The organism is Enterovibrio calviensis DSM 14347, assembly GCF_000621165.1.
In the GTDB taxonomy this organism is placed as follows: domain Bacteria; phylum Pseudomonadota; class Gammaproteobacteria; order Enterobacterales; family Vibrionaceae; genus Enterovibrio; species Enterovibrio calviensis.
Genome location: NZ_KK211218.1, coordinates 251475 through 266381, shown reverse-complemented (window position 1 = coordinate 266381; position 14907 = coordinate 251475). Strand labels below are relative to the sequence as shown.

The following is a 14907-nucleotide window of genomic DNA, read 5'->3' as shown; positions in this document are numbered from 1 at the left end:
ACACCAAGTCTATATCCAGCTGTGAGTTCAGAATACTACTATCCATCTTAAACCTGTCATTGACAGCCACAGCGCACAAAGTGTCCGTTCATTCTTGTAGACAACCACCATAGTACACATGGTCACAAGGCATACAACAATAAAACAGTGTTCATTATCATGCAAGCCACGACTTTTCGAGCGAGTAACCCAACGAAAAAACGCCATCGATGTGATGGCGTTAACGTCGTGGCACATTGTGTTAGTCATTGGGAAGCTAGTCGGAATCAGGCACCGAGCGCTTTGCGGGGCCGTCATACGTCCAAAGCAAGTCCCGAGGAATGGGGCCTTTGTTTCTGCCGCCTTGTTGAGTCTGCTCCCACGCGTGCGCCAGTATTCCCACGGAGCGAGACAAACAAAACAGCCCTCTTGCCAGCTCAGGCGCGACATCGAGTTCTGCGTAAATGACGGCAGTAGCGCCATCGATGTTCATTGGGATTTTCTTGCCTTTCTCTTGTTCAAGTTGCGATTCAACCTGTTGAGCAATCGCAAGAAATCGCCCTTCTACCACATCTGCTGTTTTCGCTTCTTCCACCACGGCCATTAAGCGCGGCGCTCGGGGATCGACTGGATGAAAACGATGGCCGAAGCCCGGTATAAACTTACCGAACAGTTCTCTCTGTTTCTCCAGCCCTTTATTAGTGGCGGTAGCAAGATCAATACCTTCGTTTTGCGCGATATCATCAATCATTTGATAGAAGGCTATTGCCTGTTCACCCGCGCCGCCATGTACATCGCCTAACACGTTAACCGCTGACGCCATGGCATTGTTGAGTCCAACGCCGCAGGTTGCCGCCATACGCGCAATCGCGATACTTGGCGCTTGTGGGCCATGATCAACCGCAGACATCAACGCCGCATCAAGCAACTTTGCCTTTTCTGGCGAAGGCAGCGAGCCTTGCGTCATCAACCAAATCATTTGAGTGAAACTGACGTTGCCGATGAGTTCTTCTATCGGGTAACCGTAATAGCCGATCTCCCCTGGCGTCATGTCGATGATGTCTGTGCGCCACCAATCCGCGACCGCTTTTTCAGGGCCTTCTGTGGGTCGTCGAATACTCATACGGCTCCTCCCTGTTGAAGACTCTCAATGTCTTCGTCGCTAAAACCCAGCTCAGACAGAATATCGTGACTGTGTTCACCCAGTTGCGGCGGCGGTGACTCCACTTTCGGGCGTTTTCCATCCACCAAAAAGCCGGTTCTGACGATGTGAACGTCTCGCCCTACACCATCAACGTCATCAAACGTGCCTTCAAAATCACGTTGCTTCACTTGATCGAGGTTCAAGGCTTGAGGCACTGACAGCACGCGTCCTGCTGGCACGCCAATGGCATTCAGTTTTTGCTCCCATACCTCGGCAGACTCAGCAGAAAACGCATCTTCAAGAATCTCTGTCAGCACAGCGCGATGTTTGAGCCTTGCTTGTCGCTCGCTAAACCGTGGATCGGCTTTCAGCTCAGCGCGACCTAACAAATCACAAATGGCTTCAAACTGTTCCTGCTTGTTGGCAGCGATATTGATAAGGCCATCTCCGGTATTAAATGCGCCTGAAGGACTGGCCGTCACATTGTCGTTGCCCATAGGCTGAGGTTCACGGCCTGCGACGAGGAAGTTAGACACTGCCCATCCCATGGTGGCGAGTGTTGATTCCAACATGGACACATCAATAAAACAGCCCTTACCCGAGTGAGCACGTCCCGCTAGCGCCGAGGAAATCGCGAACGCCGCAGTAATACCGCCAATGGTGTCAGCAATGGGATAGCCAACGCGGTACGGCGCATTGTCCGGCGCGCCAGTTATCGACATCACCCCAGACATGCCCTGAATAATTTGATCATAGGCTGGCAGGTTCTTCATTGGCCCGTCAGCACCGTAGCCAGAAATGGCGCAGTAAATCAGCTTGGGATTTACCGTCTTCAACACGTCGTAGTCGAGTCCTAGCCGCGCCATCACACCCGGCCGGAAGTTCTCCACCAGCACATCCGCAGATTCCACCAGCTTTTTGAGCACGGCTTTGCCATCTGGGTGTTTGAGGTTGACGGTAATGGAGCGCTTACCTGAGTTCTGTGCAAGAAAGGAAATGCCCATTTTCTCGCGGTTTAAATCCGCATCGGCACCTAATTGACGTGCAAGATCCCCACTATGGGGGACCTCGACTTTAATGACTTCCGCACCTAAGTGCGCCAATTGATGGCAGGCGAATGGGCCTGCCAGTACATTGGTTAAATCCAACACCCTAAAGGATGACAATGCATCGTGCATTCTTCCTCCTAGCCATCGCCACGGTCTACTTGTGCGTTATTCGGTTGTATTTTCACGCCAATACCCATTTTGTCGAGCACTCGACGAATGAGAGGCAGTAACAACACAAAAATCGAAATACACATGATGGTCAGCGTTAACGGACGATCCCACAGGAAGCTCAAGCTACCGTCAGAGATAATCAGTGCGCGACTGAGGTTGTTTTCCATAATGCCGCCCAAAATGAAGCCGAGAAGCATCGGAGCCATCGGGAAATCGAGCAGCTTGAGGAATATCGCCACCACCGTGATTAACACCATCATATTGATGTCGAAGGTGTTGAAGCTCACCAAGTACACACCCGTGATGGAGAAGAACAAAATCAACGGGATCAAGATTGGACGTGGAATCGCCAATAAACGCGAAATATAAGGAATCAATGGCAAGTTCAGGATCAGAAGCACCAAGTTACCGAAGTACATGGAAATGATCACAGACCAGAACACATCAGGGTTATCAATAAACAGGCGTGGCCCCGGCTGAATACCGTAAGCAATCAGCGCACCCAACATAATGGCTGTTGTACCAGACCCCGGAATACCCAAGGTTAACAAAGGCACAAATGATCCCGTTGATGCCGCATTGTTGGCGGATTCTGGGGCTGCCAGACCGCGCAAAGCACCTTTACCAAACTTCTCTTTTAAGCGTTTTGGCGCAAGGTTTCGCTCAAGACCGTAAGCAAGGAAGGAAGCAATCGTCGCGCCCGCCCCTGGTAACACCCCGACAATAAAGCCGAAGATGGAAGAACGCGCCACGGTCGGTGCCACTTCTTTCACTTCCTCTTTCGACAGCTTCATGCTGCCTAGCGAAGCCATGTCCATGTCTTGCTCTTCTTCTTTGTGCTGCCCTTTCATCACCGTAGTAACGACCTCAGCCAGCGCAAACGTCGCCATTGCAAGCAACAAGAAGCTAATGCCATCCACCAAATCGATGTTGTTAAAGGTAAAGCGCGGTGCGCCTGTGATCGCGTCAGTACCGATCGTGGCAATCATCAAACCGAAGACGGTCATCGCCATGGCTTTCAGCACTTGGCCTTTGCCCGCGAAGGCTGAAACAGCAGTCAAACCGAGGATCATCAGCGCAAAGTAATCAGAAGATTGGAAACTGAGTGATACCGAGGCCAATGCCGGCGCGGCAAAAAGCAGAATGATTGCGCCAATCGTGCCACCAGTGAATGATGAGTACGCTGCCAGCGCAAGGGCTTTACCCGCTTGGCGTTGTTGCGCCATAGGGAAGCCATCAAACGCTGTAACAACAGTACTTGCACAGCCCGGCGCGTTGATCAGGATAGATGATGTCGAGCCACCAAATACCGCCCCGTAATACACACCTGCCATCAAGATGATGCCAGACGCAGGATCAAGGCCGTAAGTAATTGGGATCATTAACGCGACGGCAGAAATAGGCCCAAGACCCGGCAACATGCCGATGAAAGTGCCTGCAAAACAGCCAACGACGACCATCATCAGGTTGAACGGCATTAAGGCGGTACCTAAGCCAGTAGATATTCCTTCCCACATCGTCTTACCCTCCTAAAACTTGTGTAAAGAAGCGACCCGGTGCGAGATAGATATCCAACAACTTCGCGAGAACAAACCAGATGCCAACAGCAAAAGGCACGGATGCAATGAACAGCATTTTTGGTCGGCGTTCGCCGAGGATCCAATAACCGCCCACTAAAAATAGAATCGTCGATAACGTAAAGCCCACCCATTCAAGGGCGAACGCAAAAATCATAATCAGAACGAGAAGTTTCGCGACCAGCAGAAAATCGAGCCCAGCCACAGAGAGTTTGCTTCCAGCGTCACGACGCGCCGTTACCAGCATGAGAAATCCTAGAATGCCGCCCAACCAAGAAAGAAAGATAGGTAACGTTTGCGCATTAAACGGTTCATATTCATCGCCGGGAAACATAGGTATTTCGCGAGCATAAACACCATATGCCACTGAAAGACTGAGAAAGACGAGACCACCGATATGGTCTTTAGTGACAACCATCTGACACTCCTTGATACAACAACAAACGAGCAAGCCCGTCAGAAATAAGAACGCCGAGCTTTAGGGCGAGGCCTAAGAACTCGGCGTGTTTTTCATGATTAACGTAGGAAGCCAAGTTCCTTCATCAAACCACCCACTTCTTGTTCTTGACCTTCAAGGAAGGTGACGAACTCTGCGCGTGGTTTGAAGATTTCAGTCCAACCATTACGGTCACGCACTTCTACCCACTCGTCTGTTGCGTACATTTTTTCCAGTGTTTGTGCGTATTCGTCTGCTTGTGCATCAGACAGACCTGGCGCACCGAAGAAACCACGCCAGTTAACGAAGCTCGCGTCGTAACCTTGCTCTTTCAGGGTGGGTACATCTGGAGCTGCTGGAGAACGCTCATCGCTGGTAACAGCAAGAATGCGTACTTCACCCGCGTTTTTCAGCGCTAGTGCTTCACTGAAACCAGTAGAAAGCACTTGGGTTTCACCAGAAAGCATACCCGCCATGGCTTTTCCACCCGCATCATACGCCACGTATTTCACGCGCTTCGGATCACCGCCCGCCGCTTTAAATGCCATCGCCGCAACAAGGTGGTCCATGCCGCCACGTGATGAACCGCCAGCAACTGCCACTGAGCGAGGGTTTTCATTATAGTCAGTCACAATTTCTTTGAAGCTGTTGTACTTAGAGTCTTTAGGCACAACGAATGCGGCGTAATCGCCAATCGTTGCAGCAATCGGCGTCAAATCACGGAAAGATTGAGGGAACACTTTAGAGAGAGAGCGAATGACGATAGGCGTAGAGTTCACCATCAAGGTGTTTTCTGATTGCTCAGCAACTTCAATCAAGTGTGCGATCGCTTTACCGCCGCCGCCACCAGACATGTTTTCGTAAGATACCGTTTCAACTAAGCCAGATTTTGACAGTGCTTCACCCGTACCACGTGCAGTACCATCCCAGCCACCACCTGCACCACCAGGGATGAGGAAGTGTACTTCTTCTACCGCAGCTGATGCCGCGCCCGCGGTCATTGCAGACGTTAATGCAATCGCAGCGACGATAGCGCGCTTTTTAGCGAACAATTTTGAAAACATACATATTTCCTTGTGTCGTTCCGTCCTTTGGACGCGATAATTATTGTTTTGTTAAATTACTGTTGTCCTACCCCATTCAACCTATTAACTGAACGACCAATTGGAAACCTTGTGGATTTAATGTTTTTTTAAACTATTAAAAACGTTTTGTTCATATTGTTCACTTACGTGACAGACCACAAAGAATCACTATTTCAACGAGATAGATAATACCGCTACCATTAAGTTATAAAGTTGTTATCAAGGCGCATTCAGATTTATGTTTTCACTTCGCTCTCTCAAGCTCAAAACCCGCATGATGCTCATCTTGGGTCTGATGGCCTTGCTGCAAACCGGACTGATTGGTGTGTTTGCATTAGGGTACCTTAGCCATTCTCTTGATGAGCAAATCGGCCAACGAGCGCTTCACGTTGCAAAAACCATCGCCTCAATACCCGAAGTCGTCGACGCTGTAGATAATCGTGACAGCGAATTCCTTCAAACGCTCACTCTCGAACTCGCCGATATCAACGATGCGCGCTTTGTGGTGATTGGAGACAGAAACGGAATCCGACTCGCCCACCCTTCATGGAAGCGCTTAGGAAAACCCATGTATGACGATGATGGCGATTACAACGAACCAGCGCTCCTCTATGGAAAACCGTATATACAAAAGGCAATCGGGAGCCTAGGCGCATCCGTGCGAGGTAAAGCCCCTATCTTTGATGCCAACCATGAAAACGTCATTGGCATTATCTCCGTCGGCTTTATGCTCGATACGGTTGAAAACATTATCGACCGATACAGAAACACCCTATATATGGTGATCGTGTTGAGTTTCGGCTTGAGCGTGCTCACTGGGCTTTGGTTTGCCTCACACTTCAAGAAAGCAATTTTTGGTTTAGAGCCAGAACAAATTGGACGCCTCTTTCAGGAACGAAACGCAACGTTAGAGTCAATTAGAGAAGGGATTATCGCGGTCAACGGAAATGGCAATATTACTACGTTCAACCGTGCAGCCATTGATACCTTAGGGTTGGATGCTAATACCAAACTGACCGGACGCCCTATCGAAGACGTGCTGCCAGACAGCCGTTTAATGGATGTGCTTAGAACTGGCGCACCACAAATCGATAAGGACGTATGGCTGCAAGACAGAAACCTCATCGTTAACCGTCTTCCCGTGCTGCAAGATGGCAACATTACCGGTGTGGTATCGAGTTTTCGACGTAAAGATGAACTCGATGCTATCAGTAAAAAACTCAGCCAAATAGAGCAATACGCTGACACATTGCGTAGCCAATCCCACGAATACTCCAACAAGCTTCATACCATTGCGGGTTTAATCGAACTGGGTGCAAATGACGAAGCGCTCGCGCTGATAGGGCAAGAAACCCAGAGCCATCAAGCCCTGATTCAGCTTCTTGTCGAGGCTGTTCCCGACCCTATCCTCGCCGGTTGCATGTTAGGAAAGTACAACCGAGCCAAAGAATTGGGCTTGCACCTCGAAATTGACCCAGAAAGCAGCATGAAGGAGATTCCTGATCACATCCCTCGTGAAGAGCTAGTGAGCATCATCGGTAACTTGATAGACAATGCCTTGGAAGCCACATTGAAAAATCGCCGTACCGATGTTCGCCTTTCAATGACCGACTTGGGTAATGACCTAATTTTCGAAATAGAAGATGAAGGCAGCGGTATCCCAGAGCATCAGCAAGATAAAATTTTTCGAAAAGGTGTAACAACCAAACAAGGCGAAGGACATGGTTTTGGGCTTCACCTTGTCGAAAAGCTGCTGCAAAAATTGGGGGGAACAATTTTGCTCGAACCCACAGAATATGAAGGAAGTCGCTTCACCGTGTACATTCCTAAAGCTGGCCCGACAATCAACAACTAAAATGACATAAAGTCCGAGACACAAGGATAAAGCTGTACCTATGACTCAAAATATCCGTGTTGTTATCGCCGAAGATGACGTTCAAATTGCTGAAATTCAAAAGCGATTTCTCGCCCGAATTGAGGGTGTAGAACTCGTTGGCATCGCCCATTCATTGGAAGATGCGGAAGACCTCGTGGAAGTATTTAAGCCCGAACTCCTCTTGCTCGATAATCACTTTCCTAAAGGTACAGGGCTCGATTTACTGCGAAAGCTACGCGCTAACAACTGCGCAACTGACGTCATTCTTATCACCGCGGCCAAAGAAGTCGATACGCTAAGGGAAGCCCTTCGCAGTGGCGTGTTTTACTACATTCTCAAACCCTTGGTGTTTGAACGCTTACAAGAAGTCATTGGGCAGTATGCTGCGCATTTAGAAAAGCTTCGCGCTATGGAGTCGCTGGCACAAACCGATGTCGATACCTTGCTGCCTCAACGCATGACATCCGCACCTTCATTGGACAGCACAGTTAACACCAACACCTTGCGACTACCTAAAGGCATCGACGTCATCACACTGGATAAAATCCGCGCGGTGTTTGATAACTCTGAGAACTCACTCAACGCTGAAGAAGTCGGCAGCTTGATTGGTGCAAGCCGCACCACGGCGCGTCGCTACCTTGAATATATGGTCAGCACATCAGAGTTAGAAGCACAGGTAAATTACGGCAGTGTCGGACGACCTGAAAGGCGTTATCTTGGTATGGACTAAATGGGGGGATGAGCCGATAAGGCTTATTGGTTTAATCGTTAACCCAAGTAATGTTGGATTCTTCTAAGCCCAAGCCTTGCTTAAACCTCGTCGATATTTTTAGGTCAGGCTCTGATACCCAGCCTTTATTCACAAACAGGTTATATCCTGTTTCTGTTTTTGTGTACTCGACAGATGATAGCCAAATAGCATCCCACTCGCCGAGAAACTCCAGATCGTCAAGACGTTGTGGGTAGCTACCGTTGCGCACGTTATGCAGCTCAATTAGAGATATTGCTGAATTGAAGTTTTGCTCTCCAAACTTCTCATCCATAGATTCTGTAGGAAAATCACAACCTGACATAACCACTGTCATCAGAAAAATCAGTACTGTTTTCCACATATCTAAATCCCCTATTCGATATTTGTCCAAACTACCTAAAATGTCGATTCTGGAGACTTGGCCAAAACAAAACGATAAAAAATCACTGCCAATGCCATATCAAACCGCAACGACAGTGATTATCACTTTCAGGGCTAGATCGACTCGTTAAGCCGTCACACCTGCTTTAATGCTTTTCGGGTTCGCACCATATTGATTGTCTTCTTTGCTGTCCTGAACAAGGAAAACCAGCATAACAATGGCGCCAACTAAAGGGATTAAAGCAATCAACTGCCACCAACCACTTCGTCCAGTATCATGAAGCCTTCTTGCTGTAAGGCTGATACTTGGTATAAGCAGGGCCAATGAGAAAATCAATGACAGGAACATCGTCCCCAGCATTGAATCAATAAAGGTCAAAACAATAGAGAAAATCAGATAGAACAGGATGAACATCCAGTACTCTTTTCTTCTCGCTCTTCCAGAAAATTCTGCGTATTTCTTTAAAGCCATTATGAAATAGCTCATCACCAACCTCCGTGTCGTTAACGACTCTTTTTAGTAAATGTATAAATCCCAAGACCACAGCCAACTGATTTAGCATGCGATTTCGGGAATGATACCAACACGTTGCTAAGACTTTCTGACCAAGAATTGGGAATTAGTCGTATTTGTTCTAGAGACACAGTGCAACTGATAAACCAAACAATAATTGGATTCGCTTTGGTTTTTCCAGTGGCTGACTTAGCCGTTTTTGTGTACTTCTGTGAGGCAGTTTGTATAAATGACCATCAAAATATTCAGTTATAGTGCGTTATGGTGAATTCTCTCGCCTTGTCACACGCTGCGGTTTACGCTGGTTTCACGATGCATTAGGAGCAACCTTATGAAGGCCAATCTTTCCGTGACAACGTCACTACCAAGCACATTTAGACACCGTGACTTTCTCGCTTTTCACCAACGAGACAAAACGGAATTGGCAGAGAAAGTGGACGGTAACCTGCTTCGCAAAGGCATGTTAATTGATGGCATTCCTTGTTGTTTAAGTTTGGCGTTAAATGATAACAATGCACGACTTGAACTCGATGCAGATGCAGTAACGTCTCCCCTTGATAACGCATCACTTACGGCGTTGCTCGCACACATGTTAGGTCTAGATCAGGACATTGATACCTTTGAGAGCCAATACCATTCTCACCCTGATATTTCACGTTTGCTGGCACACCATAGCGGCTTAAGGATTCCCCAAACAGTCACGCCTTTTGAAGCGATTACTTGGGCGATTACAGGGCAACTCATCAGTGTAGAAGCGGCGGTATCTATTCGCCGACGACTCATCGAAACAACAGGCAAGCCTCATAGCAGTGGTATTTGGTGCTCACCGGACGCAAGCATGCTCGCCTCTACAGACATCGAAACCTATCGCGGTTGTGGTTACTCAAACAGCAAAGCCACCACCATTCAGCGTGTTGCTCAAATGCTGGTTAATGACGAACTCGATTTATCACTCAGCGCCGATCCGTTCGCTGTCTCTCGAGACCTTCTGGCGATCAAAGGCGTTGGCCCTTGGACGGTCAGTTACACCCTGTTGCGAGGTTTTAGCTATTTGGATGGATCGTTACATGGCGATGTTGCGGTGCGCAGAAACCTTCAACGGTTACTGGGTTGCGATGAAAAACCATCTGAAAAGGAAACACAAGCTTGGCTGAAAAGCTTTTCACCATGGCGTGCTTTAGTCGCAGCGCACCTTTGGGCGATGCAATCGGAGCAGGGATACTGACGCTATGTTCATGAAATCTCGCTACTGACGAAAGCAAAATCGTATAAAACGCTAACAGTTTGCTCGTGAAAGCAGCAGTCAAACTGTTAGTTAGGTCACAGTTGCAGATGGAACGCCGCCAATGCGGTATCCTCCCCGCCCTTCATACCGTGACTTGAAAGAAAACTATGCACTACAAAAATATGCTCGGGTATCGTTACCCTAAAGGCCCTTTCGCCATGATCAGCGTTTACAGCTTCACTGGCGCTGCTGTGGTCACCTCAACGGTATTTTCACTTCTGCTTTTCCTCTCGATAGATGACAGCCCGATGATGAAGGCGCTGTTTGGTACCTTGGCCATTATCTTCGAGGCGGGTAAGTTTTACGCTTGGTACGAATTTGGAGAGCGACGAGCACATCGTAATTATGTGGGTTCGTTTACTGCACTGACGTTCTACCTAGTACTTGCCGCGATTTCGATTGGCGGAAGTGTTGGCGGTATCAATAGCGCCACAAACAAAGCACAAAGTGTTATCGCCATAGAACAAGCAAAAGTCGATGCATACAATCGCCAAATCGATGCGATTGAAAAACAGATCGACCTGAACAATCTCGCCGCTGAAAAATACATTCAAATGGAACGGATCGCGACAGGCGTGACCCGCATTCAGGCACAAAACAACACCCTGCGAGAAGAGCAAATTCGACTAGCTGCAGAACGTGATTCATTGCCGCCTGTCGCTCAAGGTTCTGCGATTGGATTGATCGACAGCCTCGCTGATGCGTTTCAGGTATCGCAGCAAACGGCTCAGTTTGGTTTGGTCGTATTCTTGTCGATCTTGCTGGATTTGTTCGCAGCATTCTTTGTTGGTGTGATTGGTGAAGAAACACGCTTCCGTCGCTTCTATCAGCACCATGCTGAAATCGATATTACGCCGGAAAACATCATTCAGCCGATGGGATACCTCGAACACAGAGCCGATTTCGACGTGGTTGTTAACCAAGATAGCCCGAAAAATGAACAGGATGAATCGACACTGACGTTGGCACAGCGTGTTGAAGCTGCAGTGAAAGGTGGCGTCATTACCTGTTCGAAGAAAGCAGTCTGTAAGCATTTCTTGCTAACAAATGATGACGTAGATGCATTGTTCGAAACGATGGTCAATGACGGCGTGTTAGCCAAGAAGGCTAACCATCACTACTATTTGAGTGCGTAATATACTTTCAAAGACATGATGCACTACTCTGCCCGTTCCAACAAAAAAGCGCCGACGAAGGCGCTTTTTTTATTCACTGATTTTAAATCTAGAGTGTTGGTTCAAAGGTTTTGGATTAACGCTTTTTAGTGGCACGTTTTACGTTGAAGCTATTGCCGACTCAGCAATCACTTCAATCTACTTATACTTTAGGTTGCTCAGTCCCATCACCGTTTGGTTCTGCCACCGATGAAGAATCCTCGGTTGGTGCAACAGAGTTATCTGTAGGTTTGATGGTGTCTATCACCATACGTAAATCATCAATCAAGCTCTCATCAGAGGCTTTCTTTGCTTCCAGGGTGACAACTTGCGCAGACAGAACATCCACTTGTTGCTCCGTGTTAGACAAATCACTGTTCACTTCATCCAACTTCGCCATCAGCTCTGCTAGCTGTGGATCAACGTCTGGCTGACTATTTAACGACTTAACCAGAGTTTCCGCTTGTCCCGCCAATAGGTCCGTTTGTTGCTTGATCGGCTTGTCTCTTAAATCCTGCTTATCGAGTGCCTGTGATATGCGGTGAATTTGATTTTCCAGCGCCAAAATCAACGGTTCGAACTTCCCATTACTCACGCCTTTAAAGCGTTTAACTTCCAAACCAATGTGTTGGAGATGATCGATTTCAAAGTTAACCAAGAATACGGCTTGTTCGATAACGTCAACAGCCCTAGGGTCCGCAGACACTGTCGCTTCCGCTTGATCTAGAGATGCATTCGCCTTTGCATAACTGATTGGCGCGATAGTTTTGAACCCTTCTTGGCGCAGCAGCGCGAGTTCTTTTTGCAATGGCTCAATATTTCGCTTCAGCACCACCGCTATTTCTAACGATTTTGCATTCTCTAAGAATCGAATCTGCTTAACTTGTGCATCATCTAAATCATTGTCTGCGACATACTCGAAAAGCGAGCGGTATTCTTTGGCAATGCGTTTGTAACGTGAGGAGAACACCTCATCCGCATTGATAGAATCGAGGTAAGCCATCTCAGTGATTGCTTCAGCTAGCAGGTTATCGGCTGTTTGTTTGAGGATGAGTAGCTCCGCATGCAACGCGGCGACTTCACCTAATCGTTTCTCGAAGGTTTCAGCGTACGTGCCAGAGGAAAACATCGAATAACTCTCTACCGCTTTTTCAGGGTCAGCATCAAAATCAGAATAAACATCGACCGCCTCCTCCCAAGCATCAAACAAGTCATCAACAGCATCTGCACTGTACAAGCGCAACGCCTGACTCTCTTCCATCTTACTCAGCCATTCTGCGTAGTCTGATTTAGCTTTTTCGTAGATTTCCAGAGTGTTTGTGCTTTGTTGGGAAGAACCATTCGTTTCACTTGCGATTTGAGCGGGCTCTGATGTTGATTGGCAGGCGGTAACCGACATGGCTAAAGCAATCGCTAACGCCGACAGAGTTAAATTATTCATAAATTGCCCCTAACTGGTCACTGACACGTAAGATTTTTCGTTTTTGTATCAGAACCAGCCGACACCCAATGAGCATGTCTGTTCATCGATTTCCGGTTCTGCGTGCTGATGTATATCTAAAAATCTAGACCAAAGTTAACACTGACCCAATTAATATTAGTGACGCAGATCACATTAAAAATTGTAACTGATACATGATGCAATCCGGTAATGAGGGAGAGTAGATTGCCCTGTCATGCAAGGGATGCAATAAAATGAAGTGAATGCATTTCGACGCTTTATTTTTTTAATATGCTAGATAATCGTCACGCTAAAAATAAATTTATCACCGTATATTCATACCACGTGAACAACACTAATCCCCCGGACGAAAAAAAGCACACCAAATCAAAACCAAAATAAAACACAAAAGCAACAAACACGAAAACAATAAATAAACAATTGTATAAAATAGACGCTAATTATGCTCGATTTATAACTTATATCTTTTGGTTATATTGAATTGATTTATATACCCAATAAGCTGTCATATCATCCCAAACTCAAAGAAAATGGGGGTATAACGCTGAATGTATAGTCGTCTATCAAGACAAAAAACATGACAGGAAATACATCATTATTTTTATTTAGCCCGTTATCATCATTAAGGAATAACAAATGGCCTTAAGCGTTATATTAAACCTAGCAATATTCATCGGACTTATCTATTTTCTTTATAGACTACAATCACAACACGTTCCTTTTACTAAGCGCGTATTTGCCGGCTTAGGGTTAGGTGTTGTATTTGGTGGCCTATTACAACTTTATTACGGCGCCGGTTCGGATATTATTAAAGCAAGCATTGATTATTTCGACATCGTCGGAAAAGGCTATGTGAAGCTTTTGCAAATGATCATTATCCCATTGGTGATGGTGTCGATTATTTCGGCAATCATTAAGCTAAAAGGCGGATCTTCTGTCGGCAAAATCAGTGGTATGAGTATTGGCGTGTTGGTCGTCACCACCATGATTGCTGCCCTCGTGGGTATTGCTTGGTCCTTGATGTTTGGTTTAACCGCTGACGGCTTAACCGCTGGCGCAGCAGAAGTGGCTCGCGGCCAATCTTTAGAAACCAATCTCGGCCGAGTGGAATCACTGTCATTTGCCAACATGATCCTTGAGTTCATTCCTGCAAACCCATTCCTAGACATGACTGGCGCACGTAAAACGTCAACAATTGCCGTGGTGATCTTCTCTATCTTTATCGGTATCGCCGCAACGGGCATCGCCAAGAAGCAGCCAGAGGTGTTCGCATCGTTTGAACAATTCATTGCGGTGGCAAAATCTATCGTGATGAGAATGGTAACACTGGTTTTGCGTCTTACACCGTACGGTGTATTGGCACTGATGACGAAAGTGATTTCAGGCTCAAACTACGCAGACATCGTTAATCTGGCTAACTTCGTGATTGCCTCTTACGGCGCGCTATTCACCATGTTTGCAATTCACTTGGGCATCATCGCGCTGATCGGCCTCAACCCTGTTCGTCACTTGAAGAAAATTATCCCAGTACTGACTTTTGCCTTCACGTCTCGTAGCAGTGCTGCGTCGATTCCAATGAACGTTCAGACCCAAGAAAAAGCACTGGGTATTCCAAATGGCATCGCAAACTTCGCTGCATCATTTGGTTCAACCATTGGTCAAAACGGTTGTGCAGGCATCTACCCTGCCATGCTGGCCGTGATGATTGCACCTACCGTGGGCGTTAACCCGCTGGATATCGGCTTTATCGTGACCTTGATTGCTATCATCACCATCAGTTCGTTTGGTGTCGCTGGTATCGGTGGTGGCGCAACCTTCGCTGCACTGATTGTATTGTCAGCGCTTGATTTCCCAGTCGCACTAGCAGGTCTGCTTATCTCAATCGAACCGTTGATTGATATGGGACGCACCGCCCTTAACGTGTCGGGTTCTATCACCGCAGGGTCAGTCACCAGTAAGTTAATGGGACAAACCGACATGGCCGTGTTTAACGAAGATAAGCCACTAAACCTAGATGGCGAAGACGCCACAGCCTAATCAACA

General features: G+C 47.3%; 13 protein-coding genes. 5 read left to right on the top strand and 8 right to left on the bottom strand.

The window, feature by feature from the left end; genetic code table 11:
* Positions 1–256: 256 nt before the first annotated feature.
* From Q365_RS0122360 to Q365_RS0122340, 5 genes are all read right to left on the bottom strand, one after another.
* Positions 257–1102, bottom strand: a complete 846-nt coding sequence (locus Q365_RS0122360) for a citryl-CoA lyase (protein WP_028025451.1) — start codon at positions 1100–1102, stop codon at positions 257–259.
* Positions 1099–2301, bottom strand: coding sequence for a CaiB/BaiF CoA transferase family protein (locus tag Q365_RS0122355; protein ID WP_028025450.1), 1203 nt, complete (start codon positions 2299–2301; stop codon positions 1099–1101). Before Q365_RS0122355 ends, Q365_RS0122360 begins: the two co-directional genes overlap by 4 nt.
* A gap of 8 nt (positions 2302–2309) precedes the next feature.
* Positions 2310–3860: a tripartite tricarboxylate transporter permease gene (locus Q365_RS0122350; RefSeq protein ID WP_028025449.1), complete on the bottom strand. Its 1551-nt coding sequence runs from the start codon at positions 3858–3860 to the stop codon at positions 2310–2312.
* Between the two features lie 4 nt (positions 3861–3864).
* Positions 3865–4338 (bottom strand): tripartite tricarboxylate transporter TctB family protein, encoded by a 474-nt coding sequence (locus Q365_RS0122345; protein WP_028025448.1) that lies wholly within the window; start codon positions 4336–4338, stop codon positions 3865–3867.
* 98 nt (positions 4339–4436) lie between these two features.
* Entirely contained in the window at positions 4437–5420 is a 984-nt protein-coding gene (locus tag Q365_RS0122340; protein WP_028025447.1) for a tripartite tricarboxylate transporter substrate binding protein, read from the bottom strand.
* Between the two features lie 259 nt (positions 5421–5679).
* Between Q365_RS0122340 and Q365_RS0122335 the strand changes: the two genes are divergently transcribed.
* Both Q365_RS0122335 and Q365_RS0122330 read left to right on the top strand, forming a co-directional pair.
* Positions 5680–7296 (top strand): ATP-binding protein, encoded by a 1617-nt coding sequence (locus Q365_RS0122335; RefSeq protein ID WP_028025446.1) that lies wholly within the window; start codon positions 5680–5682, stop codon positions 7294–7296.
* A 40-nt stretch (positions 7297–7336) separates the two neighbouring features.
* Positions 7337–8047, top strand: a complete 711-nt coding sequence (locus Q365_RS0122330; RefSeq protein WP_028025445.1) for a response regulator — start codon at positions 7337–7339, stop codon at positions 8045–8047.
* Positions 8048–8078: 31 nt separating this feature from the next.
* Here the strand turns inward: Q365_RS0122330 and Q365_RS0122325 are convergent, their stop codons facing one another.
* A complete protein-coding gene (locus tag Q365_RS0122325) occupies positions 8079–8429 on the bottom strand; it encodes a hypothetical protein (RefSeq protein WP_028025444.1) in 351 nt (116 codons plus the stop codon).
* Between the two features lie 147 nt (positions 8430–8576).
* Positions 8577–8936, bottom strand: coding sequence for a DUF805 domain-containing protein (locus tag Q365_RS0122320; protein WP_028025443.1), 360 nt, complete (start codon positions 8934–8936; stop codon positions 8577–8579).
* 358 nt (positions 8937–9294) lie between these two features.
* On the opposite strand from Q365_RS0122320, the gene Q365_RS0122315 reads away from it, so the two are divergent.
* Together Q365_RS0122315 and Q365_RS0122310 are read left to right on the top strand one after the other, a co-directional pair.
* Positions 9295–10188 (top strand): DNA-3-methyladenine glycosylase family protein, encoded by an 894-nt coding sequence (locus Q365_RS0122315; protein ID WP_028025442.1) that lies wholly within the window; start codon positions 9295–9297, stop codon positions 10186–10188.
* A gap of 167 nt (positions 10189–10355) precedes the next feature.
* Entirely contained in the window at positions 10356–11384 is a 1029-nt protein-coding gene (locus Q365_RS0122310) for a hypothetical protein (RefSeq protein WP_028025441.1), read from the top strand.
* Positions 11385–11565: 181 nt separating this feature from the next.
* On the opposite strand, the gene Q365_RS0122305 is transcribed toward Q365_RS0122310, so the two are convergent.
* Positions 11566–12843 carry a hypothetical protein gene (locus Q365_RS0122305; RefSeq protein ID WP_028025440.1) on the bottom strand — a complete coding sequence of 426 codons (1278 nt, stop codon included), beginning with the start codon at positions 12841–12843 and terminating at the stop codon, positions 11566–11568.
* Between the two features lie 657 nt (positions 12844–13500).
* On the opposite strand from Q365_RS0122305, the gene Q365_RS0122300 reads away from it, so the two are divergent.
* Positions 13501–14901, top strand: coding sequence for an L-cystine transporter (locus Q365_RS0122300; RefSeq protein ID WP_028025439.1), 1401 nt, complete (start codon positions 13501–13503; stop codon positions 14899–14901).
* Positions 14902–14907 lie beyond the last annotated feature (6 nt).